General features: G+C 37.9%; 30 protein-coding genes, 1 pseudogene and 2 other annotated features (1 of these 33 only partly in view). Of the genes and pseudogenes, 3 read left to right on the forward strand and 28 right to left on the reverse strand.

What is annotated here, in order from left to right:
- Nucleotides 1–34: 34 nt before the first annotated feature.
- The 6 genes from V1499_RS18960 to V1499_RS18985 all read right to left on the reverse strand — a co-directional run bounded on the left by V1499_RS18960 (nt 35) and on the right by V1499_RS18985 (nt 3,951).
- Nucleotides 35–781: a glucose 1-dehydrogenase gene (locus V1499_RS18960; RefSeq protein WP_409271639.1), complete on the reverse strand. Its 747-nt coding sequence runs from the start codon at nt 779–781 to the stop codon at nt 35–37.
- Between the two features lie 269 nt (nt 782–1,050).
- Nucleotides 1,051–1,398: a hypothetical protein gene (locus tag V1499_RS18965; RefSeq protein ID WP_409271641.1), complete on the reverse strand. Its 348-nt coding sequence runs from the start codon at nt 1,396–1,398 to the stop codon at nt 1,051–1,053.
- Nucleotides 1,399–1,422: 24 nt separating this feature from the next.
- Complete coding sequence (locus V1499_RS18970) at nt 1,423–1,881, reverse strand: DinB family protein (RefSeq protein ID WP_409271642.1); 459 nt, start codon at nt 1,879–1,881, stop codon at nt 1,423–1,425.
- Nucleotides 1,882–1,933: 52 nt separating this feature from the next.
- Nucleotides 1,934–2,077, reverse strand: coding sequence for a hypothetical protein (locus tag V1499_RS18975; RefSeq protein ID WP_409271644.1), 144 nt, complete (start codon nt 2,075–2,077; stop codon nt 1,934–1,936).
- Between the two features lie 309 nt (nt 2,078–2,386).
- The gene (locus V1499_RS18980) at nt 2,387–3,256 is read right to left on the reverse strand and encodes a GNAT family N-acetyltransferase (protein WP_409271646.1); all 870 of its coding nucleotides are present in this window, start codon (nt 3,254–3,256) and stop codon (nt 2,387–2,389) included.
- 155 nt (nt 3,257–3,411) lie between these two features.
- Nucleotides 3,412–3,951 carry a GNAT family N-acetyltransferase gene (locus V1499_RS18985; protein ID WP_409271647.1) on the reverse strand — a complete coding sequence of 180 codons (540 nt, stop codon included), beginning with the start codon at nt 3,949–3,951 and terminating at the stop codon, nt 3,412–3,414.
- 347 nt (nt 3,952–4,298) lie between these two features.
- Here V1499_RS18985 and V1499_RS18990 point away from each other — a divergent pair, with 347 nt between their 5' ends.
- Nucleotides 4,299–4,883, forward strand: a complete 585-nt coding sequence (locus tag V1499_RS18990) for a YitT family protein (protein ID WP_409271649.1) — start codon at nt 4,299–4,301, stop codon at nt 4,881–4,883.
- A gap of 39 nt (nt 4,884–4,922) precedes the next feature.
- On the opposite strand, the gene V1499_RS18995 is transcribed toward V1499_RS18990, so the two are convergent.
- The 11 genes from V1499_RS18995 to V1499_RS19045 form a co-directional block, all read right to left on the reverse strand.
- Complete coding sequence (locus V1499_RS18995; protein WP_409271650.1) at nt 4,923–5,516, reverse strand: hypothetical protein; 594 nt, start codon at nt 5,514–5,516, stop codon at nt 4,923–4,925.
- 183 nt (nt 5,517–5,699) lie between these two features.
- On the reverse strand, nt 5,700–6,239 hold the full coding sequence (gene lepB / locus V1499_RS19000; protein ID WP_409271652.1) for a signal peptidase I: 540 nt from the start codon (nt 6,237–6,239) through the stop codon (nt 5,700–5,702).
- A 67-nt stretch (nt 6,240–6,306) separates the two neighbouring features.
- Nucleotides 6,307–6,927: a histidine phosphatase family protein gene (locus V1499_RS19005; protein WP_409271654.1), complete on the reverse strand. Its 621-nt coding sequence runs from the start codon at nt 6,925–6,927 to the stop codon at nt 6,307–6,309.
- A 107-nt stretch (nt 6,928–7,034) separates the two neighbouring features.
- Nucleotides 7,035–8,348, reverse strand: a complete 1,314-nt coding sequence (locus tag V1499_RS19010; protein WP_409271656.1) for a hypothetical protein — start codon at nt 8,346–8,348, stop codon at nt 7,035–7,037.
- Nucleotides 8,338–8,898, reverse strand: coding sequence for a sigma-70 family RNA polymerase sigma factor (locus tag V1499_RS19015; RefSeq protein WP_409271657.1), 561 nt, complete (start codon nt 8,896–8,898; stop codon nt 8,338–8,340). The genes V1499_RS19010 and V1499_RS19015 overlap by 11 nt, the downstream gene beginning before the upstream one ends.
- Nucleotides 8,899–9,071: 173 nt before the next feature.
- On the reverse strand, nt 9,072–10,736 hold the full coding sequence (gene gltX / locus V1499_RS19020; protein WP_409271659.1) for a glutamate--tRNA ligase: 1,665 nt from the start codon (nt 10,734–10,736) through the stop codon (nt 9,072–9,074).
- Between the two features lie 41 nt (nt 10,737–10,777).
- Nucleotides 10,778–11,016, reverse strand: a binding site (T-box leader).
- Between the two features lie 95 nt (nt 11,017–11,111).
- On the reverse strand, nt 11,112–11,477 hold the full coding sequence (locus V1499_RS19025) for a DNA ligase LigA-related protein (protein ID WP_409271661.1): 366 nt from the start codon (nt 11,475–11,477) through the stop codon (nt 11,112–11,114).
- A 79-nt stretch (nt 11,478–11,556) separates the two neighbouring features.
- Nucleotides 11,557–12,498, reverse strand: coding sequence for a hypothetical protein (locus V1499_RS19030; protein ID WP_409271662.1), 942 nt, complete (start codon nt 12,496–12,498; stop codon nt 11,557–11,559).
- 4 nt (nt 12,499–12,502) lie between these two features.
- On the reverse strand, nt 12,503–13,381 hold the full coding sequence (locus V1499_RS19035; protein ID WP_409271664.1) for a hypothetical protein: 879 nt from the start codon (nt 13,379–13,381) through the stop codon (nt 12,503–12,505).
- Nucleotides 13,382–13,859: 478 nt separating this feature from the next.
- Nucleotides 13,860–14,246: an ACT domain-containing protein gene (locus V1499_RS19040; RefSeq protein WP_409271666.1), complete on the reverse strand. Its 387-nt coding sequence runs from the start codon at nt 14,244–14,246 to the stop codon at nt 13,860–13,862.
- A 287-nt stretch (nt 14,247–14,533) separates the two neighbouring features.
- On the reverse strand, nt 14,534–15,025 hold the full coding sequence (locus V1499_RS19045) for a GNAT family N-acetyltransferase (RefSeq protein WP_409271667.1): 492 nt from the start codon (nt 15,023–15,025) through the stop codon (nt 14,534–14,536).
- A gap of 269 nt (nt 15,026–15,294) precedes the next feature.
- Here V1499_RS19045 and V1499_RS19050 point away from each other — a divergent pair, with 269 nt between their 5' ends.
- On the forward strand, nt 15,295–16,152 hold the full coding sequence (locus V1499_RS19050; RefSeq protein ID WP_409271669.1) for an STAS domain-containing protein: 858 nt from the start codon (nt 15,295–15,297) through the stop codon (nt 16,150–16,152).
- A 52-nt stretch (nt 16,153–16,204) separates the two neighbouring features.
- Here V1499_RS19050 and V1499_RS19055 read toward each other — a convergent pair whose 3' ends face one another.
- The 5 genes and pseudogenes from V1499_RS19055 to V1499_RS19075 all read right to left on the reverse strand — a co-directional run bounded on the left by V1499_RS19055 (nt 16,205) and on the right by V1499_RS19075 (nt 18,958).
- Complete coding sequence (locus tag V1499_RS19055; protein WP_409271670.1) at nt 16,205–17,014, reverse strand: class I SAM-dependent methyltransferase; 810 nt, start codon at nt 17,012–17,014, stop codon at nt 16,205–16,207.
- Between the two features lie 78 nt (nt 17,015–17,092).
- Nucleotides 17,093–17,191 (reverse strand): annotated as a pseudogene (locus V1499_RS19060) (lipid II flippase family protein); the annotation flags it as partial.
- Nucleotides 17,192–17,409: 218 nt separating this feature from the next.
- Complete coding sequence (gene lepB / locus V1499_RS19065; RefSeq protein WP_409271672.1) at nt 17,410–17,949, reverse strand: signal peptidase I; 540 nt, start codon at nt 17,947–17,949, stop codon at nt 17,410–17,412.
- Nucleotides 17,950–18,072: 123 nt separating this feature from the next.
- Nucleotides 18,073–18,294 (reverse strand): hypothetical protein, encoded by a 222-nt coding sequence (locus tag V1499_RS19070; protein WP_409271674.1) that lies wholly within the window; start codon nt 18,292–18,294, stop codon nt 18,073–18,075.
- 145 nt (nt 18,295–18,439) lie between these two features.
- Nucleotides 18,440–18,958 carry a GNAT family N-acetyltransferase gene (locus V1499_RS19075; RefSeq protein ID WP_409271676.1) on the reverse strand — a complete coding sequence of 173 codons (519 nt, stop codon included), beginning with the start codon at nt 18,956–18,958 and terminating at the stop codon, nt 18,440–18,442.
- A gap of 275 nt (nt 18,959–19,233) precedes the next feature.
- On the opposite strand from V1499_RS19075, the gene V1499_RS19080 reads away from it, so the two are divergent.
- On the forward strand, nt 19,234–19,863 hold the full coding sequence (locus tag V1499_RS19080) for a homoserine/threonine efflux transporter (RefSeq protein ID WP_409271678.1): 630 nt from the start codon (nt 19,234–19,236) through the stop codon (nt 19,861–19,863).
- A gap of 126 nt (nt 19,864–19,989) precedes the next feature.
- Here V1499_RS19080 and V1499_RS19085 read toward each other — a convergent pair whose 3' ends face one another.
- The 6 genes from V1499_RS19085 to V1499_RS19110 all read right to left on the reverse strand — a co-directional run bounded on the left by V1499_RS19085 (nt 19,990) and on the right by V1499_RS19110 (nt 24,477).
- A complete protein-coding gene (locus V1499_RS19085; RefSeq protein ID WP_409271680.1) occupies nt 19,990–20,487 on the reverse strand; it encodes a GNAT family N-acetyltransferase in 498 nt (165 codons plus the stop codon).
- 113 nt (nt 20,488–20,600) lie between these two features.
- Entirely contained in the window at nt 20,601–20,984 is a 384-nt protein-coding gene (locus tag V1499_RS19090) for a VOC family protein (protein ID WP_409271681.1), read from the reverse strand.
- A gap of 68 nt (nt 20,985–21,052) precedes the next feature.
- Nucleotides 21,053–21,331 carry an ArsR/SmtB family transcription factor gene (locus V1499_RS19095; RefSeq protein WP_409276339.1) on the reverse strand — a complete coding sequence of 93 codons (279 nt, stop codon included), beginning with the start codon at nt 21,329–21,331 and terminating at the stop codon, nt 21,053–21,055.
- A 231-nt stretch (nt 21,332–21,562) separates the two neighbouring features.
- Complete coding sequence (locus V1499_RS19100) at nt 21,563–21,967, reverse strand: hypothetical protein (protein ID WP_409271683.1); 405 nt, start codon at nt 21,965–21,967, stop codon at nt 21,563–21,565.
- A gap of 97 nt (nt 21,968–22,064) precedes the next feature.
- Nucleotides 22,065–22,556, reverse strand: a complete 492-nt coding sequence (locus tag V1499_RS19105) for an NUDIX domain-containing protein (protein ID WP_409271685.1) — start codon at nt 22,554–22,556, stop codon at nt 22,065–22,067.
- A gap of 247 nt (nt 22,557–22,803) precedes the next feature.
- The gene (locus tag V1499_RS19110) at nt 22,804–24,477 is read right to left on the reverse strand and encodes a glutamine--tRNA ligase/YqeY domain fusion protein (RefSeq protein WP_409271687.1); all 1,674 of its coding nucleotides are present in this window, start codon (nt 24,475–24,477) and stop codon (nt 22,804–22,806) included.
- Between the two features lie 75 nt (nt 24,478–24,552).
- Nucleotides 24,553–24,689: a binding site (T-box leader), on the reverse strand (it continues 122 nt past the right edge of the window).

Raw genomic sequence — 24,689 nt, forward strand, 5'->3', positions numbered from 1 at the left:
GCTAACAAATTTAAATTGTTAGCACCTTTATTAGTTATTGAGCAGACATACCTGCATCAATTAAATGTTCTGAAGCAGTAATATAAGAAGACTCATCGGAGGCGAGGAATAATACTAGATTTGATACTTCTTCTGGATCTGCAAGGCGATTAAGAGGAATCATGCTTAATGCATCTCCGCCCTCTTCATCCGTTGCGGCAGCCATCATTGGAGTTTTAATAAAACCTGGATGTACCGAGTTTACACGAATATTATTTTTCCCATATTCAATTGCTGTTGCTTTTGTCATACCACGTACAGCGAATTTACTGGCGACATAAGCAAGACTTGGGTAACCATAGATTGCAACAACACCCGCAATAGATGAAATATTAACGATTGATCCAACTCCAGCTTTTTTCATTGATGGGATAACTGATTTCATACCATAAAATACACCATGTTGGTTAATCGAACAAACCTTTAAATATTCCTCTTCTGTTAATTCTGCAGTTTCAGCAATAGGCCCTAAAACCCCAGCATTATTTACAAGGACAGTAATTTCACCGAATTTAGCTACAGCTTCTTCTACTACATTCGCCCAAGAATCCAAATTTGTAACATCGTGTTTAACGTATAATGCATTTTCGCCTAGTTCATCAGCGAGTGCTTGTCCACCTTCTTGATTTAAGTCAGTTAAAACAACTTTTGCTCCTTCTTCAACAAACTTCCGAGCATGGGAAGCACCCATACCTTGTGCAGCACCTGTGATAATTGCAACTTTCCCGTTCAATCTTCCCATTATAATCTCTCCCTATTGGATAATAACATTAATAATTATATATTATATATAATATATAATGTTTACGGTTTCATTTTAGATTGTTTTTAATAGTTTGTCTATTTAAATGCTTACGCATGAAAAAAGAGACTCCCCTAGAAGTCTCTTTTAAAAATATAGGCTTTATCATCAAAATTTAAAATGCCCGTTCAGTAACGTTTTTAATAGAAAAGGGAGGATATTCTTCCTGCCACCTTGAGCGTACAATAACTTTAATTTGATAACCTCGATTATTGATTTGTCACTTTAAGAATACCGATATAATCTTGTGCAAGAGCTAGATTGATTCGCTGGCCTTCCTTTTCGTAAATAACATTATGGCCGTCCTGGTCTACTTCTTTCCAACCGTTCTTTTTAATTACTAAGCGATAACTAATTGGGACGCTTGTACCTGATGATGGCTCCCAAATATAATGTTTACCTTTTTCACTTTCACTCTCTAATGTCGCAGCATTCGGAACCGGGAAATCATAAAAGTCTTGTAGGGTAAGATAATTGTTATCTACATTTTGATAATAATAAATAGCAACTCCAGTTATCGTGGTGATTACAATTAACAATGTCACAAAACGTTTCATCGAATCCCCTCTCTTCAAAAGACTTTATTTTATAAGGATCTGCTTCATGCTTTTTATTGTTCCCATGTGCAGGTTTTCATGGTTCATGTGAAAAACGAGCATATCTCCCACTGTTTTCAGGCCTAAGAAAGGTTCTTTTAATGGTTTATCGAGATGGCCCTTGCATGCCTTTTCTATAAGTATCGGCTGTTCCTCCAGAAGAGTAATTAATTCATCCATTGACGGAGGCTGCTCTGTCCAAACTTCTGGCTTGCTCCCTCTCGGAAACATGAGATGATAAGACATTGGAAGTCGCCTCTCCTCATTGACCGATGGGAACATCGTGTGGTCCCAGCCTACTAAAATATGTCCAACATTCCAGCGGATGTTGTTATTAAAGCCGTTCGGAATCTCGTCAACCACCTCTTTGGGTATTGTACGAAGCAGTTCTACAGTCCAATTACGCCACAATTTCATTTGCTCAAACAATTGTTCTTCTTTCATAAATGTTCTCCCCCTTGGATTACGCTGCAAGCGTAAGTTTTGTTTATTAGAATTATTGAAAAAAACCAAATACCCATACAATAAGGTAGAGCGGAATTGCAACGATTATCATTCCGGCAAGGACATAACCTAAAGACCAAATGATGAATTTAAATACGTCAATTATTGAGCCTGCTAAGTCATCAATAATCTTCATATGTTACCACTCCTTGATCTATATTTTGTGTTAACCCTACATTAGCATTATTTACCTATTAAAGACAGAAAATTGAGTTTTTATAACAATAAATGCGCTGATCCAAATTTATCAACGCATTTCGAAGTCCTATTATTCTTTTAAAAGCTCCGTTAAAGTTGTAATTATATAAATCAAGAACCTCATCTTCGGAGCTTGATTCTAATCTAATTAACGTAAATTACTGTTATTTGAATTAGTTCTATCAATTAAATGAGTTCATAGAGTAAACGTTCCAGAACCTCTATTGGCTTTATATCATATCCTGTTCTACCCAAAAATTTGGGCGGCAATTCCGAATAAGTTACTGTTCCTTGCTGGAAGACTAACGGAATTAAGCATCATGATTGGGGGTTTGGCAACGTTTTTAAAACCGCATTGCTCCAAAAAGAACATAAAATCCTTATTGCCAGATGGCACATCAATCCTTAATTTACCTGTATGTTCAATAACTAACCAATCAAGCAATAACGCAGCTGTTTGAAAGTCAGGTGCCACAATAGGCCCTAACAGCAGATTCTCTGGTCCTAAAATAGATAGTCCATAACCAACAATGTTTCCTTTCGTATCTTTAGCTACTAAACATTGTTTGGATTGATTAATTCTGTAATGAAGAAAGTTACTTCTTTTATCCCCAAAAGCCGCTTTATCCAAATTTAAGATTTCAATAAAGTCATTTTCATTATAATTTTCAATGGTAACACTATTGGGTTTTAAAGATTCAGGAGTTAAGTAGCTATCACACAGAAATTTATGAACGTGTCCTACTGTTCTAAACCCTATTTTTTCATAAAGAGGTTTTCCTTCTTCAGTTGCAATTAACATGATGGAACAATCCGGTGAAACAGAATCGATGCATTTTTGTGTTGCATCCTTCCCCAAACCTAGTCCCCTATGCTCTTTATTAACTATTACCATCCCAATTGAAGCCAACTTATTATCATATGGAATAATTGCCGAACTCGAAACAATTTCCCCTTTACCATTTTTATGGCCAAATATTTTACCCGATGACATAACTGTTGCAATTTCATATTGATCATAATCCCATCCCACAGACGCTGACAATGCAATTAAACCTGGGATATCACTTTTATCAAATTGTATTAGGTTTAAGTTGCTTTTCTTGTATAAAGACATTTTTATTTCCTCTCGAACGAACTAATTCTCTCTTAAATGTAAGTACACCTATCGTAGTGTGTATAGCTCTATGGCTAAATCACCTGTAATTTAGCGGCTTTCTATGATCGGCAGCAGGCTCAACCATGAATGCTGGGAGCACAATCGAGAATATTTTAGCTGAAAATTTCCTGTTTTAGAATACTCATCCTTAGACGATCCACAAATTGACCGTTTCTTAATCTGTCTTGTCTTAAGATTCCTTCTTCAACGTAGCCCATTTGCTTATATGATTTAATCGCTTTTTCATTATCAATCTCTACTCTAAGCCAAATCTTGTTAAGCTCTAGTTGATTGAATCCCCAAATAAGCATTTCATGCATCGCGGACAGCCCGTATCCTTTGCCCCAATAACCTTTTTCCCCTATTGCGATTCCTAATTCCGCGTGCTTGTTTAATTTATCGATGTTCTTTAAATCTATCCAACCGATGTGTTTACCTTCTTCAGTCATAATCGCTTTTTGTTCATACCCATTTGTCTTATTTATGCACATTTTAATCCAGGCCTCTGTTTCTTCTCTGCTAAACGGAGGGTACTTTTTAGGCATATTTAAATATCTCGTAACTTCTTTATCAAGGCACCATCGGTATCGGTCCTCTACATCATTTAGAGTCAATTCCCTTAATAAGACTTTTGGCAATCCAGTTGTCCTCATTATTCTTCTCCCCATGTTATTTATCTTTATAAGGATTTCAACAAAGAGGTGCCTTAATCCTTCCGGGACTAAATCCAAAAGACACCAACACAATATGTAGCTAAATATGACAGCGGTCGAAGATTTCTTAAACATAAAAAAAGACAGAGTAATGTTAATGATTTACGCTGTCCAATCAGTTATTCTGGAAAATCGCCACAAATCTTTAAACCTTGTATTCTTTAAATTTTATTTACTATGGGGGCTGCCAGGAGGTACTTTTTTCGGGAAGTAGGTTCTAAACCAATCAAGAAATATGATGAAGGAACATATAATATGGACATGTCCAACAATGGAGATGGCTTATTATGTTCTTTTTGAAAAAAATGCTCGTAATCTTTATTGGGAGTTCCTTTTTGTCAATCGGGATTAATTTTTTCCTTGTCCCGTTTGAGTTGCTTGATGGCGGAATCATAGGGATTGGACTCATTATCAATTATTTGACCGGAATTCAAGCGGGTTTTTCGATCATCATTTTGAGCATCCCCATTTTTACATTGGCTTGGTTCATTAACAGAAGTTATTTTTATAATAGTTTGCATGGAATGCTCTTCTCATCGTTTATTATCGATTTGTTTGCTGCTTCCCACACACCCTTTATACATCCTGTATTAAGTTCGATCGTGGGAGGGATTTTTGTCGGAGTAGGTATAGGAATCATGCTCCGCTTTGATACAAGCACAGGCGGAACAGATTTGCTGGCTCAATTTTTGTCCAAGTTGTTTAAAATCAATGTTGGGTTCATGATTTTTATCATCGATTCCCTTGTTATTGCTTTGGGCGGACTATTAATCTCAAAAGATACCTTTTTGTTATCCTGTGTAACAATCATATTCGTCGGTCTATCTACAAGCCTTTGTACTTGGAAAAATAGACACAAGGTTTATCCATGAAGATAAAAACGCACTTCAGGCTGACTGAAGTGCGGCTAGCTAATCTGATTCTTGTGTAATCGTCTCGATTAATTCATCACTGTTAGTGTATCCCTTGATAATATAGGTTTCTTTCTCTTCCGGTTCTTCAACAAACACAAACCAGAATGTTTTATCGTTTTTCGTGACTATTTTGGGGTCTATAACACTTGGCGTATTTCCATATTCAATCTTAATCTTTTCTATTGCTGGATTCGTTATTTCTCCAAAAAGCATCGGGAATGGAGATTTGGGACTGTATTTCGGAAGGTATTGACTATATTGATTCCCCTCTAATGTTCCGGAAGTGCCGCCTCTATCAAAGGTTGGCTCCCATCCAAAAAGGTTTTTTTTCATAAATAGGGCCTCAAAACTCGCCTTGGCGGGCTGGTCTCCCCTTAAATCGGGCACATAAAACAAAACTCTCCCATGCTCAACTTCTTCCTGGTGAACAATATAATCGATTCTATCAGCTGGGATTGTTTCCTTAAAACCTTGTTCTTCACTCTCACAACCGAACAGTGAAATTGATAATAAAACGAGTATTAAGAAATGTACATTTTTCAGAGGGGGAGCCTCCCTTCCTGGCAGAAAAAGATTTTTCTTTTGTTGCATTTTACCCCACCATACTATTAATCTTAAAGCTGTTCTTCATTACCTATTCCGTGGTTTTCGATTTATGCCTTTAGGAAAACCGGGGCACGCTGTTATAAATGGTCCAAAAAAGGGCGTTAATCCATTTGGATCAGTGCCCCATTGATTAAGTAAATTCACACCATTAGATTCTAATCCATTAATTTAGTCCTTTATAATTTTAATTTCCGGATAAAAAACAAGTTTAGTTGTTCCTATTATCTTTTCCATCGGGATTGCCCCTATACCGCGGCTGTCTTTACTATACCTTCTGTTATCGCCCAAGACGAAAAGATGGCCCTTAGGAACTGTATCAGCATCTACTGCCGTTTCCTTTAATGTAAAAGATCCGGTTAAAGTGCCTGCACTTATTTCTTTCTTGAATTTTTCTAAGTAAGGTTCCTTATATACCTTCCCATTTATATACAAGACATCATCTTTATATTCTATCTTGTCACCTGGGAGCCCGATTACACGTTTTATATACTGCCTCCCGTCAGGTGCATGAAATACAACGATATCGAATCTTTTTGGTTCCCCAATTTTTGTTACGATCATACGATTATCTTCCTGCAAAGTAGGCTCCATTGAAGCACCATCAACAACAATGGGGGTAATGATAAAAGTACGAACAATAAAAGCTATAGCAAGTGCAACTATTATTGTTTTAATCCATTCATATAGTTCACTCTTCTTCTTTGGCATTTTTCATCCTCCTTAAATTTTGGCGCAAATAAATATTCAAGCTTACCGGATAAAGTTTTTTGTTGCTTTACACTACAAAAGGCGTCTTATGAGAGATATCTCCCTCCAACACTAGCCTGTATTCTTTTCCGTCCAGTTCAATGATCGTAAGGCTTGTGTCGTGTATGAAAGGCGGATCCCATAAATTTTCAATTGGCGAGTTTTTGAAAATAGAAAGCAACGTTTTTATCATTACCGAATGAGTGACGATAAGAATATTTCCAGCTCGGTTATCCGCTTTAATCCTTTCCAGGGCATTTAGTGCTCTTGCGTGAACGTCACTAAAGGTTTCCCCACCGACCGGCTTAAACCGCTGAGGAGCGTTCCAAAAATGGTCAATCTCAATTGGATACGTACCTTGGATTGAGTCAAGGGTTTGGCCTTCCCATTTTCCCAGGCTCATTTCCCGAAGATTATCATCGTAGATTACAGGAATATTTCTGTTTCTTTTTAACAGCTCGGAGGTAGCCCTCGTTCTCCCACTTGGACTTGAATAGATTGCTTTAAATTCTACATCTATTAGCCTTTCACTTAAGGAGACTGCATTCCGAATGCCATTTTCCGTCAGAGCGGAGTCAAGCCAACCCTGCATCCTTCTTTCCGTATTCCACACAGTTTCCCCGTGTCTGGTGATATAAAGTGTTAACATTGCGCATTCTCCTATTGCTTCTTCTCTGTCGGCATTCCCTTTATATAAATATTCTATAAAAAGCGACATCATCCTTTTATTTTCCATTTAAACTAATTTGTATTGTTTTATTTATAAACAATCTTTAAGGAATCAACTTTATATCCCTCAGCAAAGGCATGGAAATTATTCTGTGCCTTTTGAGGAGAGGCTTTGACAAGATACACGGTGCCTTCCTTCCCGTTAACTTCAATGTAATTTACCAGGTATCCTTTTTTCACGAATATATACCAGTTGCCATTGTATTGGAGTACCGTTGTTTCATTTGTTTCCGTCTTTGCTTCTTCCCATTGTCCTTTTAACTCTTCCGGGATTAATGTATCAATATTGCCTGTAGTGATTTTAGGCGCTTCTTGGCGTAAACTTTCATAATCTTTGTAACCTTCTAAGTTAGGTGGTGTAAATTTTTCACTATCTATAGGCACATTAATATCGAGTTTTATTGGGTGTAAGTAATCAACAATGTCTCCCTTTGAGTTATAAGTTTCATACTTGGCCAAAATCCCTGTGTCCTTATCCACCCAAAAACGGAAAGATTGAAAATCCTTATGGTTTTTAGTGCCTCTTATTACAAGTGTATTGTGGCCGAGTAACTCCTCATTTTGTTTTTCTATTTCCCATTTGTTTAAATCACGGGTATAGTTCGAAGCAATTTCATAGGGAAACAAGGTTGCATTGGCGATGCCCAAAGGCGGCCTCTCTCTGTACACAGTTTCGGGAACTCCATCAGAACTGGCTGAAAAGGCTTGCTTTAATGTTAGTGGAGAACCTTTTTGTTCGCCTCCTTCCGCTAAGACTGACTTGTAATAGATTTTGGATCGTTCATCAATCATCCACAGTGTTCCGTCTTTATAAAATTCATGGGCAAAAATTTCGCCGTCACCCTGAATTCTTTCTCCATAACCCCCAGGCTCATTTCCTAAGCTCAACGCATACTTAACAATCTCATAACCGGGAACGGAACTATTATGGATTTTATATTCACCGGCGGCTGTTTCAAAATAATCCACCGTGTTGATCATTTTAGTTAGAATTTCTTCTTTGGTCATTTCATTGTAATTTTCTTCTTTTTTGGTCGGAATAAATACTGTTTTTTCATTTGAAGTTTTATTAAAGTCTTCAACATTCTCTTTCTCTATAGTCGGTTCATTTAAAAAAGCCAACTCCTTGCCAACAAAATAGGTGATGCTTAAAAACATGAGCGAAATCACAGTAATACTGAGCAAAGAATTTAGCTTGCTTTTGAGTCTGAATTGATCCTTCTGAAACTTGGTTTTTCTAACAGAATTTAAAACTTTATGATGCTGCCCTTCTCCAAAATTTATATCTTTTAATATCGTTTTATCCATTTTTTCTTTTAAATTTTCCAGGTTATCTCTCATTGATTTTCCACCCCTTTTCGTACCCTTCCCTTAGTTTCTGCCGTCCACGATGTAATCTTGTCTTAACCGTATTTTTGTTGATTTTTAACATTTCGGATATTTCTTCTATTGAAAACTCCTGATAATAAAATAAAATAATAACTTCTCTAAGTTTCAATGGCAGTTTCAATACCTGGATTGAAATGAATTCATTTTCATCTTCCCTTAAAGTTTGTTCAGAGATATTGTCTTGTTTAGGCGTAAAAAAGTTGGTAAAATACAAATTTTTAAAAGACCAGCTTTTCAAAACATCATTACACCTGTTTACTGTTATTCGAATTAGCCATGTTTTATAGGTTGATTCATTCCGGAACGCATTCAATTTTTCATAGCACTTAATAAACACATCTTGTGCCACATCTTCAGCAAGATGCTTTTGTTTTAAATATGTATAAGCCAATTTGATAACATCATTTCCATAAGCATTCATTAACCAAATTAGCCGTTCTTCCCGGTTCAAACTATTTAGGTGGGCTTCTGATCGTGATTCTTCATTAACTTTAGCGATCATTCTTCTCCTCCGAGCCATATGTTTACTAATTAGACGATTGCGATTTATAAAGGTTCTATTTTTGGGCAATGGTTTTCATAAAAAAAGCCTCTATGATGGCTGTTCAAAAAAAAAAACATGACCATTTAGAGACCTGTAAGGGGTATTTTATTATCTCCACGATTTAAACGCTGTTATTTCATATCACCCAAAAACCTCCGCATTCTTAAAAGAACCCTTTTCTCTCCCATTATTTTCATAATATCAAACAAATCGGGGGTATTGGCTCTGTTTGTTAGCGCGATCCTGATTACCATCGCTACATCTCCAACATGCCCATTGTAATTGTCAGGGCTGGCTTTATATTGTTTCATATCCTTTGCGTATCCAAGCTCCCCGGCAAGTTCTTTTATTTTTTGGAACCAGGCGTCCTTTTCATTATTGAACCTGTATATTTTGCTATAACCCCGAACTATTTCTTTCGCAGCCTCAACACTTACATTTGCGGGTACCTTATAGCCGCTCTGTATATCCACTTCAAACAAATCGTCGTAAAAGAAAGCAATCATTGGCTTCACATCGGACCACTTTGAATAATCTTTCCTCGGTTTCTCGGTTGGTCGGCCAATATTGAGAATGTTTACGGTGTATTCCTTATTTTTATCAATACAATTATAAAATTCAGGATCCATTTCCTTTGACCATGTGTATAAATGGTCAAATACTCGGTTGCCCGTCAGCCTGGAAATCACATCCTTGCTGATGTCGTTTAGTTTATCCATGTCAAATAAAGCGCCGCTTGCATTCATTTTATTCGTAGAGATACTAAAGTCTTTGAATGATTCATAAGGATTTGCCATCCTCCATTCTTCAAAGTTGGAATTGATAAGATTCATGAAGTATTCGCTTATAGCGATTCCTGGATAACCCTGTTCTTTGTAAAACTGAGCGGTTCCATCCAAATCCTTCCGTTTACTGAATTTCCGTTTTGAAGCTCCGACCTGCTTCATGATTGGCGCAATATGTCCGTATTCCGGTGTTCTAAAACCAAGGGTTTCAAACAGCTGAAGATGGATCGGCACGGAAGAAAGCCATTCATCGCCCCTAATGACATGAGTTGTCCCCATCAAATAATCATCTATGGCATGGGCAAAATGGTATGTTGGTAACCCATCCGTTTTCATAATAACAATATCTTGGTCATTTTCAGGAAACTCAATCGGGCCTTTCACCAAATCATTGTACATTATGCGCCTGTCTGATGAACCGGGAGATTTAAGCCTGATAACAAACGGTTTGCCATTTACTATCTCTTCCTTTGCCTGTTCCAAAGAAATGTTCCGATGTTTAGCCCATTCACCATAATAACCAGTTGTTGCTTTTAAATTCTGCTGGCTTATTCTAATTTTTTGTAAACCGTCTGCATCACAGAAGCAAGGATAGGCTAATCCGTTTCGGACTAAATGCTTAATAAATACCTTATAGATTTGGATTCGGGAGCTTTGTTTATATGGTCCGTAAACCCCTTTCTCGCCACCTGAAAGGAGTGGGCCTTCATCGAAAGGAATCCCGGCATACGACAAAGCATTGATGATGTTTTCCATGCTGCCTTTTATCTCGCGTTTTTTATCTGTGTCCTCAATCCGGAGGAAGAACACCCCATTACTCTGATGGGCTAATCTTTCGGAAATTAATGTTGCATAAAGCCCGCCAATATTCAATGAACCGGTTGGGCTCGGTGCAAAGCGTGTTACAAAAGCTGATGAAGACAAATTCCTTGGCGGAGACTGTGAGTAAATATCCGCAGGTAACTGTTGGATATCCGGAAATAACAGTTCTGCCATGTTCTCATTTGACATAGTAAATCCCCCTCAATCAAAATAAAAAGCCCTTCATCCTGTTAAAGGACGAAAGGCTAACTTCCGCGTTACCACCTAAATTGGTTAAAAACCCGCTCATTATGCTGCAATTCATTATCTTGCTGCACATTTCTTTAACGAGGAATACCCGGTAGACTTACTCCAATTTTTCAGTCAACTGCTCCAAGGCTTCTTTCATTAAGCTCGAATACCCACTTTCACCAGCATGGGCTCTCTAAGATTCGAGTGATTAATTACTCTTCCTCTTCATCGCGTTTTACAATATGTGGTTTTAATTAGTGATACATTAATACACTATAATCAAATTGTCAATAATCTACATTAGAATTTATAGATGCAGTCCTTGATGTGTTTTCAGCCAATGACTTGATAACCCCATTTTGAAACGAATTCAGAATAGCTCACATTCGGTTTTTTAATCCGAAATAACAATTGGAAGGCTCTTTCAATTGTCTCGGGAGGATAGTTCATAATGTAGTAACCACTGCCCGTTTCTGCGCATGGTTTGCATAACTCGTAGTAATCACTTATTTCCGCAAGGTCAGGATAACTTTGCATAATCCCATTCATTACACTGCATCTTTTATCATAATCCTTATCGGAAATTATCGATTCATCAAGCTTATAGTAAAGAAAGGAATGGATTAGAAAACTTCTTTGATAGCGATGAAGCGTTTCTATTGGCGTTTCATGCTTTATGGTAACGGTCGAAATATCCATATACTTCTCCTCACTATGTTTCCTGGTTTGTAAAAACAGTATTTCTTACTAGGTATCCAACAAGAAAGCCGGCAAAACGTTATTTTATATAACCAAACGCCTTTAATTGCTTATACCTGTTAACGGCTAGAATCCCTTTCCAATGTCCTCGTGCGATTTCATATTCTTCTGGATAGCTCCCCCAGCTCCATGAGATGTCCCAGATTCCTTCGTCGGACATTTGCTGTTTATAGAAATCAAGATTCTTCTCAACCAATGAGCCCAGCCTTTCACAAAGGGGATGTTCAGGAGTATCAATAAAATCCAAAGGCAGCGGTTGATAGCCTTTAGTCCAGGTTGAAACATCCTTGTTTACACAGTTCTCCGCAAGTTTCATCACTTGCTCGGAAACCTCAATCAAAGAATAGTTGTATTTTGAGTTAAAAGTGGCCTGATGAGGTTTCATTATTTCCACCAATGCCTGGAAGTTGTTGATTTCATGCTTGTCCATTTCACTTTTTCTCATTAAGTGATCTACTGCGTTTGCAATAACTCGCCATCCGATTTCCGCTGGCTCGCTTTCCTCCGCCGACCAATGAACAAGAAACGCAGCCAGTTCGGCACCTGGATTAAACGACCAATTTTCCTGAACACTTTCGTGCCAGTGCCACCAAGGTGCGTGCGGAAAATCATTATTTTCAGGGAGTACTGAATGCCACATTCCAGTTTCGCTATCAATTGAAGTGGCTAAAAACGAAACCATCGACCGAACGATCGGTTCATTTTTATCCGCGCCAATTTCCATCAAAATCTGACCCGCGGCCCATGTTGCCATTGGAGATGAGTGGGGGAGCCAAAAGTCCGGTTCAATGCCATGTCCGAAGCCGCCGTCTTCATTTTGATATTTTTCCAGTTCAGTCAGGACGCTCTCCTTGCTGCCATTTTCAAAAATAAATTGAAACCGGGAACGTTCTAGCCCCCGAGCTTTTGACTTAATGAAAACTTTTGCTTTTTCAAAACTGCTTTCAGGAAAGTTGCTCAATTGATTAAACCTCTCTTTTGTGATGTAAATCAATGATTTTATGGTTTTTCAAAGCCTTCAAAACATCGATTGTCCAAATACTTTTCCAAACTTTCGCCCCTTCTTCGTCGGTATTCCAATTCAAAATGAAATGGCCGTCCTCTGCTTGGGTAATGATTTCATTCTCCAAGCTTCTGATTACATAATCCCTAATTTGGAGAAACAGTGGGCTCTCAGGTGAATAAGCGAAGAAGAATGGTTTGGCGCAATAGACAGTGGTCCATTTGACAGAGTCCGTTTCTATAATTTCCATAATATCTTTCGTTAATTTTTCCAAGATAATGGACTTGAATGGTTCATCAATTCGCTCTGCCAACCGAAGCAAACTCAGCGCTTCCAGGAAGTAAAATTGCCTCGGTTCTTCCGAGGTGTGAATGGTGCTCATATTGGCGATGGCATGATTCGTTACATTCCTTAGAAAATCCTCTGGGACCAATTCCCGGTACTCATACAAGAATCCTACTAGCTCAGCACATGGGTTATCCGTCCACCCCTTGCTTCTTTCGTTCGGCCTCGGATGCCAGCATCCCAGTTCATGATCGTAAGATTCGATTATGTACCCGATGCCTTTTTGGACTACCTCGTCACTCGATGTAGCGCCGACATCGCTCAGGTACTGAAATGCCATGCTCGTATCCATTCCATTTGGAAACACAGAATGTCCTTCTCCCATATTCCTGAATCCGCCGTTCTCTCCTGGGTACAGCTGTAATAAGTCGACTACGTTTTGGGGATTCCCATTCTCAAAATGAAAACGAAAAAGTTCCTGCTCCAAATCTCTTCCGTGATTCATTAAATAACTTTTGGCTTTTTGAAAATTTTCAAATGATAGTGTAAGAACCATAATTCATTCCTTCTATTTATTTGTTATTAAAGGGAATTCGACAAAAAGCGATTATTTCCTTTTGTTTTCCACTTGATTACAACTGCCATAATAAAAGGGGCAATGGGATACGAATCCCATTACCCCTTTTGTTTCATTTTATGTCCAAACCTTCACTTATAGACACTGGTCGCCATTTTAATCAAAATGTGCCTTATACCTTCTAGGGCTAAGCCACGTGAGCACAGAACGGGTATTGAGTTATAAAACATAATTACACCTATCCCCATTTATTAATCAAAAACAAAATTGTATAACAATTTTTTACTAAGTATTCGTTACAGTCTAGTGTTTCTCCTTCAGTAACTAAAAAAGCCACCAAAAATGGAGGCTGTACCTTTAACAATCGCACCTTTTTATTAAGTTTAAAAAGAAAACGGGCTGTTCAAATGGCAGCCAAAATCTTAAACAAAAAGATAAGTGAGTGCAATGAACCTTTTTAAATATCGTGAAAAGTGTGACCTTCACTCTCTAATACGACTCTTGCTTTTTCAATTGAATGGCTTTTAACAAGTATGTAATCAGTATTAAAGGTTGAAATAGCAAAGATACTTATGTTATTTTCGGCTAATGGATTTGCTAATGAAGATAATATTCCAGTTAAGCTAAAGTCTAAAACTCCCTCTACTTTAATACACTTCCAATCGTTTTCAACATCCTTAAAAACCTCGTTCATAGGTAGAGATTCTGAAGGACTTACGATAGACAGTTCCTCATCTGTTCTCGTAATAGAGAATACATCAGAGTTTAATGCCCACGATGGAATTATATCGGTTGGAGGATATTTCACAACGGAAAAAGTTTTATCTAAAATTTTTAATTTCATATTTTTACACTCCTTTTAAAAATTATATCATTGGATTCTTTCAAATCCTTTTTCAACCCCCTGCCCCGTCAATAAGGCCTTGTTATGTTCACCTACATCTATCTTTTATTGATAATAAACTCTATCATAGTTCATTCAATTGTTTCGCCAAACTGTTCGTTTGCTATAAGGATTACACCCAAAAAACGCCTAATCGTTCCTGGATCAAGGCATAAGTTAGGTAAAAAAAACAGAAGGTTCCTTAGTCAAGAACCTCCCTAAACGTATTTTGGTATTAATTACATATCCTAACGTTCTAGCCTCAAAATAAATTCTTCAACCTCCTTGCCTCTTGCGTTGGAAAAACCCTTATCTTCAGAGATGATTTTAAACCCGCACTTTTCCAATACCCTAATGGAAGCGAGGTTATCTTTAGCCGCACGAGCATAGAGCGGGCGTATCTTAATATGCTTCAGAAACTCTGACAATGCTCTTGTTGCAATACCTTGACCCCAGTATTCTTTCCCAATCCAGTAGCTTACTACGGGTACGCCGAACAGTTCAAAGTTCGAGACATGTCCAGTGACAAAGCCATTGGATAATATAGTCTTTATTGTGATGGTTTGGTCAGCGATAATTTTTCTCCAATGGTCAAAAAATGCTTTCTTATCAGTAGGGTCTTTAGGTGTAAAGGCAGCCATATAGTTCGCCATTGGATCTAGTTGTTGTTCAAAAAAGATAGGAAGATCTTCCGCTGTGATATCTCTTAGCTTCACTTCGCTTTTGCTACTGAATTCCATATAATTTACAAGCTCCTTAATATATTTTTGAATATAGATTCTTCCAAGTTTGAAGAAACTCCTTCATTACTATCCTATCCTGCTTGTATAGTAACCAGTTCAACAAAAACAGCGGTTAATCCTTCCTGGATCAACACATTCGTTGGTTGGTGATAACCGTATATATTGTTATTTCATTAACAACATTCCTACTATCTTTATATTCGTCAAACGAATCTTGATATGTAATAATAATAAACAGAATATTAACATTTTTATAGGGGGAAGACATGAGCGAGCGTCTAGTACTTTTGGGAGAGACCATTGTTAATAATAAACATGACATCGCTAGAGAAGTACATACTAGTCGATTTGCAGGGATACAGCTGCCAGAGCTGACAGCAGAGCAAAAAAGAGAATTTCAAAAGATTGAACAGCAAATTATGCAGGTCAGGGCAGACTTTATTGAAATTTTTGGAAGAGCCCTTATTGATAACAATGATGAACAATCGATTAATCGGGTAAAGGAATGGGGAAAAACAGCTGGTAGTTTTATCTTTAATCTAGGGGTGTCTTTAGACGAGGCGCTCAAAGACTCCAGCTATTATCGGACAGTTATTTGGAAATGGATTCAAGAGTTCAGCTCAGATCAGGACCTCTCAGCTGACTCTATTTTTAAAATCATATCAATAATTGACCCTTTACTTGATCATGCGGTCTATTACTTTAGCTTAACGTTCGTTCATCATTTCCAACAATCGTTAAACAATGCCAAAAAGGCCTTTATGGAGTTGTCAGTCCCAATTGTTCCACTCATCCCGGGAGTAGGCGTCCTCCCACTGATAGGCAATATAGATACGGAAAGAGCTGCGTTGTTGATGGAAAAGACACTGGAACAGGCAAGTAAATTAAATTTAAACCATTTAATTTTGGATGTGTCAGGGGTACTTATTATTGATACGATGGTGGCCGATCAATTGCTGAAGGTAATCAGTGCTTTATCACTCATTGGAGTAAAAACGATCCTTACTGGGATACGTCCAGAAGTAGCCCAAACAATTGTAAGTCTCGGCTTAAGTCTTAATCAATTAACAGTTAGATCGAATCTGCATCAAGCATTTAAAGAAATACAATTGATTAGACAATAGAGGTAGAAAGGAGAATGGGCCCAGAGTTGGGCCCATTCTGTTTCATTTACCTTTAAGTTTTAATTGGTTTTTTACCGATATACATGATGTGTTCAGCCATACTAAGTAAATCTTCTCGTTCACATACCTGCTCTGCCAAATCCAGCCAAGCATTGATAACTTCAGGTTTCTGTCTTAATAATTCTGGTTCCCGAAGGTATAAGAAACTTTCACTATTTAGTAAATGAAGTTTTTCAAGGTCAAATTGATTAAAGAACGGAAGTACATTTTCAGGAGAAATATAAAAATTATCTGAAAACCCTTTTCCCGCAAAGTCCTTGCCATCCACAATTTTATTTAGCTCGGACTTTCTTTCGCTATCCAAGATCAATTCAGGATTCCTAATAAGATAATCCCATACAAATGAATAAGAAGAAATAAACGCCACGAACATAATTCCATTTGGCTTCAATTTTTTTAGGCATTCTCTGATCGTTTTAGCTCTATCTTCCTCGCTTTTAAGGTGATACATTGGTCCCATACATAGAACGTAATCGAATTGACTATCTTCAATAGTAGATAATTCACGGGCATCTACTTGTAATCTTTTAATAGCAAGACCTTGTTCGTTTGCCTTTTTTAATGCAAATTCAATATTTTTCTCTGATAGATCAGCTAACGTTACATCACATCCAAGTTCAGCAAGATATAAAGAATATCTTCCAGGCCCGCCACCGAGATCCAACACTTTGTCTCCGGGCTTTATATACCGGTTCAAATAGCGTTTGGTAAGTTCAAACTCTACTCTGTGGCGTTCAAGTCGTTCCCATTCATCATCTACTGTTTCATCATAAAACTTTCTCACAATTTCATCGCTCTCCAAACTAAATCCCCCTTATTTTCATTATGTGTTGCTCCACTGCCCTTCGACGTTCGTACAACAAAAGGTTTGAATACAAAATTAAATCCACTTAGCAACCCAGGCAACGTAGTAAGCAGCAGGAATAAATAGCAGCTGGGCGGCAATGGTTACGACTAATTTGGAGCTGACCATCGTTACAATCAGTAAAAACAATGAAATCATAATGACCTCCATTTAGGAGATCTTTAAGAGAGAGTTTAACTGCATTATAAAGAAAATTACCGAAATGTGGAACCACTAAAAGTCATTATTTTATTCGCCCGTTGTTTTTAATGATCAAAAAAGGGCGTTAATCCTTTTGGATCAAAGCCCCTAATGAATAATTAAACGCAATCACAGATTACATTTGGTCTTATTTAGTTCTTTATAATTTTAATTTCCGGATAAAAAACCAGTTTGGTTGTTCCTATTACCTTTTCCATCGGGATTGCCCCAATACCTCGGCTGTCTTTACTATCCATTCTATTATCGCCCAAGACGAAAAGATGACCTTTAGGAACTGTATCAGCACCTACTGCTGTTTCCTTTAATGTAAAAGATCCTGTTAAATGTCCGTCACCTATTTTTTTCTTGAATTTTTCTAAGTAAGGTTCCTTATATGCCTTCCCATTTATATACAAGACATCATCTTTATATTCTATCTTGTCACCTGGGAGCCCGATTACACGTTTTATATACTGCCTACCATCAGGTGCGTGAAATACAATAATATCGAATCTTTTAGGTTCCCCAATTTTATTCACGATCATACGATTCTCTTCTTGCAAAGTAGGTTCCATTGAAGCACCGTCAACGACAATGGGGGTAAAGATAAAAGTCCGAACAGTAAAAGCTATAAGAAGTGCAATTATTATTGTTTTAACCCATTCATACAGTTCGCTCTTCTTCTTTGCCATTTTTCATCCTCCCTTTATTTCGCCTAACAACATAACCTGATTTTACCATAAAAATGCTGAATATTTTTTGCTTTATATTAAAAAAGACGCCTAATTCATGCTCCCTAGTAAAACTTCTATTTGTTAGAAAATGGTTATTAACAATATGATTGTGAGCACAACTAGTGCAACAATTGAAGATATTTTAGTGTAACGGATTGCCCCTTCGCTTATTTCTGGTTCTTCTTTAAACATCCATCTTCTGCCGAACAACATACTTTCCTCCGGGTAAAAATATGTCCAAATTAAAAGTACATATATCGGTACTGAAAAGACAATCAACAAATAGATATCAGCTATATCCACAGCATCATCCCCTAATAGTTGTTCAATACTATACGTATGAAATTCCAGATGGATTCATTATTCTTTCCATTTGATAATAAGAAAGAAGTTCAACGAAAAATACGGCAATCCTTCAGGGATCCCCGCATCTGTAGTTTAATAATTTCTAATTCCTTTTTAAAGATTTTTGATATTTGCTGTGGCCATCCGTTAAATCAACAAGTTCAAACCCATTATCCTTATAAAAGTTATTTAATCTTAAATTTTCAGCAACACAATCCAATTTAAGATATTCTTTGTCACTTATATTGTTTTGTATCCAAGCCAAAATACTTTTGCCTAGCCCTTTCTTCATGTATGTAGGAATAATGGCAAGTCTATGCAGGTAAAGTGTTTTTGAGGAATTATCCTCTCCCCAAATATCCTTGTCCCATTCACTTTGTTTAGATAAGAGAGTAAATGTAGCCACAATATCATTATCTTTCAAAACAATATACGTTTCATGATTGGATATGGCTTGTTCAATCTCTTCATCGTCACCTCCATCTAATAAAAACCTCCATTGGTTTATTTCATTATCCTTCATCCATAGAGCTATCTGTTTTAACATTTTAATTACTTTACCGCTATCGTCTTTCGTAGCAATTTTTATATTGAACCCTTCAAGACCTTCAATGTAAGCCAAATTCATTTGCTCCTTTTATCTTCAGGTATGATTCATTTGTAGCAAAATACTTAACAAAGCTGTCACTTTAGTTAATACACTTCGCTTCGTATTCAGTAAAATTTTGTTGCTTTAATGTTTCTAAAAACCTTTCTTTTATAACCACTTTGGAAGAATATAGCTGCTCTCTTTGTAACTATTGTTTTATCAAAATTGTTGGGTACTTCTTCATTCTCTGATATACTCATTTAAATTAGTTATCGTATTAGCCACTCTAAGAAGAAAGGGGAATAAAAATGGACAGCTTACTTACTTACATTTCAATTGTTGCCATGATGGTTGTTATACCTGGCGCCGATACAATGCTCCTCGTGAAAAACACCCTCGGTTACGGTCCAAGGGCTGGACGCTATACGATCCTTGGAATGGCAACAGGGCTTTCTTTTTGGACGCTTATTGCCGTTCTTGGTTTATCCATTGTCATTGCCAAGTCCGTCATCCTTTTTAGTACAATTAAATACCTGGGAGCTGCTTACTTAATTTATTTGGGGATAAAAAGTTTTTTTTCAAAAAGTGTGTTTTCTTTAAACGAAATTCAAGAACAAATACAGGCACCTACCCATTCTTCCAGCCGGAAAAATAAAGAGTCGTTTATGCAAGCATTGTTAAGTAATGTTCTTAATCCAAAGACAGTTTTGGTTTACATAACCGTCATGCCTCAATTCATCGATTTGAACGGAAATGTCAATCAGCAATTGATTGTGTTGGCATCCATCCTTACATTACTCGCTGTATTATGGTTTCTTATCCTGGTGTATGTAATGGATTACGCAAAAAAGTGGCTGAATAGCTCCAAGTTCCAGAAAGTATTCCAAAAATCAACTGGCTTGATTTTAGTAGGCTTTGGGGTTAAAACAGGGATTTAACTTTTATTTAGTGCACATTTCCCCGTTCAGGCAGCTGAACGGTTTTTTTTGTCTTCATTTGCTCCTATCAAGTTTTCCTTTATTGAAGAAATTGAACGATGGCTGCGACCTGCTCAGGAGCTGCTATTAATCCATATTCCCCCTTAATTTGACCATGTTGAACCAGCTTACTCCGCCGTGCTGTGATTCAGACAGGCCATGGTTAACGAATCCATATTTTTCGTAAAAAGGAACCAAATCCTGTTTACATGTTAACGTGATTCCTTCTCGTTGATTTTCTTCTACAAGCTGTTCCATTTTATTAAGCAAAATTTTTGCGATGCCTTGGTTCCTTGCCTGTTTGGACACAGCTAATCCTAACACGCTCTGAAAGCCTCCTCTTTTCGGATTCTCTGTAATTTTTTCAAAAAGGTCGTCTGTTATGTAAGGTTGATTGATGATAGGCCCATTGATGTAACCAAGAATCGCCCCATCCTTTTCCGCGACGATAAAGGTATCAGGTATTAACCGAATCCTCTCCACAAATGCATCCTTCGTGGCCGCCTCCTCTTTAGAAAACCCTTCGTTCTCAATATGTAAAAGCTGTTCTAAATCTGTAGGTTGAACATTTCTTAAAGAAATCATTTTGTCTATAAACCCCTTCCTAACTATAGGTTTATTATCCTTTTTAATAGTTAGTTGTTCAACAACAAAAAAAGCCGCCCTAAGGCAGCCATTTGCTTAAACGAAGAAATGATTTACTTTTGGGCTATTTGAATAAGGTTGCCGCATGTGTCGTCCAGGACAGCTATGGTGACTGGCCCCATTTCCGTCGGTTCCATCGTAAACTTCACGCCTTTTTCCGTTAATCGAGCGTATTCCTTACGAACATCCGCAACCCCAAACATCGTTGCCGGGATGCCATCGGCGAATATCTTCTTTTGGAACTCCTTGGCGGCAGGATGGTCATTCGGTTCGAGAAGAAGCTCGGTACCATCTTGATCATCGGGAGAAACGAGCGTGATCCATCTATATTTGCCGGCGGGGACGTCCGTCTTTTTAATAAACCCCAGCTTTTCTGTATAAAACTCCAGGGCCTTGTCTTGATCTTGAACGAATATACTTGTAACAATGATTTTCATACTTTGTTGCCTCCTTTGAGTTGTGACGCAAGGACATAAGTCTGCCTGCGTTAAAAGTCCTGTTGGAATTATTCTATCCATCCCTTCAGCAAATCTTTAAGCGGTTCGTTGAAAAAGATAATGACTCGATATTTTCCCTTTCGTTTTGATTTTACCAGCCCTGCATCTTCCAATACTGAAAGATGTTTGGCTATCGCTTGCCGTGAAATGGAAAGGCCATGCTTCATAATGAGACGGACCGTCAATTCATACAACGTCAACTCGTTGCGATCGGATAGTTCGTCTAAAATAAGCCGCCGCGTTGAGTCTGCAAGAGCTTTGAATACAGCGTCTTTATCCCTATTCATAGATTGAGTATACGCAACTTCACGGTTGCATGTCAAACACAGGCAACTGTTTGGTTGCGTGTTAGGTATATAAAAAAGAAACAGAGAACCTCCCCGTTTTACATTAAAAGGGGCAGCCGTTTACTGTCTCCTTTTTTAGGTTCTGTTTCTTTTAGTATTACAACGTATTTCTCTGCTTCGGTTAGGTGGTGGCGGGTTGGCTTTTTGGCGATGACTTTGAGAGCAGCAAGACTACTTAATTTGTTCTTCCGTTTCCCTTATTATCATCCATTTTCCGTTAATTAGTTGCCAATTTTCAATGGTAAACAATCTTGCCAAGACTTCTTCATTTTTTACAATAAGCTGTTCATAAAAAACTGCGGCATTTTCGTTATCCTTCAGTCGAATAACCCTGTTCTCAAACCTTTTATTTGCACCCAAAAGGTGTTTAACCGATTGTTCCATACCATTTACAGCTTCCTGCTTGGAAAATATAATCGGTTTTTCAATTCCACTTCTAAAAAAGGCAACATAATAATCATCCGTCATTCTATTTACTTCAGACGTATCACCTGAACTCATTGCATCGTTCCAAGCACTGATAAATTCATCATGCACTTCGGTGAATTCTTTTAAGCGATTCTGTAATTCGAGCATTCTAAAACCTCACTTTCAATAATGTCTAAAATTCAGTTGGGCAATTCGATTTCCTATTATGTATCTCCAATGTTGGATTCCCTGTCTTCTGGAGCCATTATTTAGAATCTAATGTTAAAGCATCATGTAAGATTATTTTTGAAAGTTCATGATCGTTTAAAACGAACGGTACCTCCGAGGGCTCGACCCAGATTCGGAAAAGGGATTCTTGTTCACGCAGAAAAGGCAAGCACTCGACTATATCCATTCTGAAGAAAGCTTGATATCCTATCAAAGGATATTTTCCATTTGGATCGAATGATGGATTTTCTTCATGGCTTACCTCGATAGAACCTATGTATTTGATTGTTCCTTTTACGTATCCTTCTTCGTAAGCTTCCCTTACTATCGTTTCCTCCACTTTCTCCCCGGCCTCAGGGTGCCCGCCTGGATAATTAAAACCTCTATCCTTTATATGAGCCAATAGAACCTTCCCATCTTTCATGCACACAGCATGAACACTTGTAATTTTGGTAGACTCAGTCAGTTCCATGTGGGGAATCCAGGTAAGTTTAACATTACCACCCCAATTAGCATAAATCGTCAGCATCTATCTGTTCCCCTTGTTTTTTATTGAACCATCAGGATATTTAGGACTAGTACCTCTCCATCTCAAAAGCCTTTAAAGCCTCGTTTAACATTCCATTGCCTTCAATTCCTCTTTTATCCATTTACCCTTCTTCAATTAGTTCAACAATAGGAGGCATTAGTCCTTCTGGAGCATTGAAGAATAATTATTAACGAGGGTCCAGAATTAAAAAGAAGCAGAGGATACGTCCCCTGCTTCAGTGCTTTTTTTAGCCTTGTTTCCCTTTCCAGGAATCCTTCAGTGAGACGATGCGATTGAAAACTAACTTTTTATCCGTGGAGTCCTTATCTAAACAAAAGTATCCGTGCCGGAAAAATTGATACCTTTCCTCCATGGTTGCGCTTATAATTGAGGATTCGATTTTGCAATTTTTCAGGACAACCTTGGACATTGGATTAATCTTTTCATTCCAGGTTTTTTCGGGATCCTTTACGATCTCTTCATTTTCAAATAATTTATCGAACATGTTTACTTCGGCAGTGGTACAATGATCAGCTGATACCCAGTGGATCGTGCCCTTCACTTTTCTTCCTTTAAAACCGGTTCCGCTTTTCGTTATTGGATCGTACGTACAAAGAAGTTCAATTACCTCCCCTGTATTCTCGTCCTTGATCACTTCATTGCACTTAATGAAATAGGCGCCTTTTAGGCGAACCTCCTCATTCGGGGACAATCTTTTATAACCTTTTACAGGAACTTCCATGAAGTCATCGTTTTCAATATAAAGGACTTTTGAAAAAGGCACTTCCCTTCTGCCCAAATCAGGATTCTCGCCATTGTTTTCAATCGATAAAAGTTCGGCCTCAGTTTCATCATAATTTGTAATCGTAACTTTAAGGGGATTTAGGACAGCCATTACACTATTCACTTTTGTTTTTAGCTGGCTGCGCAGGATGCTTTCAAGCATCGCAAAGTCAACTATACTTTGGTGCCTCACAAAGCCGATTTCATTCACGAAGGTTTGGATGCTTTCCGGAGTGAAACCTCTCCGCCTAAGGCCTCTTAATGTTGGCAGCCTCGGATCATCCCATCCATCGACGAAATTTCCTGCAACCAACTCCCGCAAATACCGTTTACTGGTGACAACCCCCGTTATATTAACGCGTCCAAACTCCCTTTGTTTTGGCGGTTCCTTAATTCCCAGTTCGTTTAGAACCCATTCGTATAGCGGGCGATGGTCCTTGAACTCTATTGAACATAATGAATGGGTAACGTCTTCAATCGCATCCTGTATAGGATGGGCAAAGTCATACATTGGATAGATGCACCAATCGTTCCCTGTTCGATAGTGGCTTGCGTGTATAATTCGATAAAGAATCGGATCCCTTAAGTTCATATTCGGCGAACCCATATCGATTTTTGCCCTTAACACTTTCGAACCAGTCGGAAATTCACCTTTTTTCATTTTTAAAAATAGATCAAGGTTTTCTTCAATAGGCCTGTTGCGATACGGGCTGTTTTTACCTGGCTCAGTTAACGTTCCTCGGTATTGCGTGACTTCTTCAGGTGACAATTCACAAACATACGCTTTGCCCTTTTTAATCAAATGAATCGCCGCGTTAAATAGTTCATTCGAATAATCAGAGCCATAGAATATACGATTGCCCGGGGAGTAGCCCAGCCAATTCATATCTTCAATAATTGCATCAACGTATTCGATGTCTTCTTTTAAAGGATTCGTATCATCAAAGCGAAGATTGAATTCCCCATTAAATCGTTTGGCAATCACATAGTTCATATTGATTGCATATGCACTCCCAATATGAAGATAACCGTTTGGCTCGGGCGGAAATCTTGTGCAAACATTCCTGTGATACGCGCCATTCCTCAAATCTTCGTCCACAATTTTTTCAAGGCTATTGTAAGTTTCATCGTAATTCATTGTTTTCCCTCCGTTTCTAAAAAGTTGTGTTTGTTTTTTCCCAATAAAAAAATCCCACCCCCAAGACGATTCAGCCTTGGGGGCGAGATTTACAATTCGCGGTGCCACCCCAGTTCGTTAATATGTTTCCATATCAACCTCTTCAGGTACGGTATCAATCGATACGTATACCCTAGCTCTATAACAGGAGCTCCTGTCACACTATCCCTTAT

This window comes from Neobacillus oceani (genome assembly GCF_046237595.1).
Lineage (GTDB): Bacteria > Bacillota > Bacilli > Bacillales > Cytobacillaceae > Bacillus_D > Bacillus_D oceani.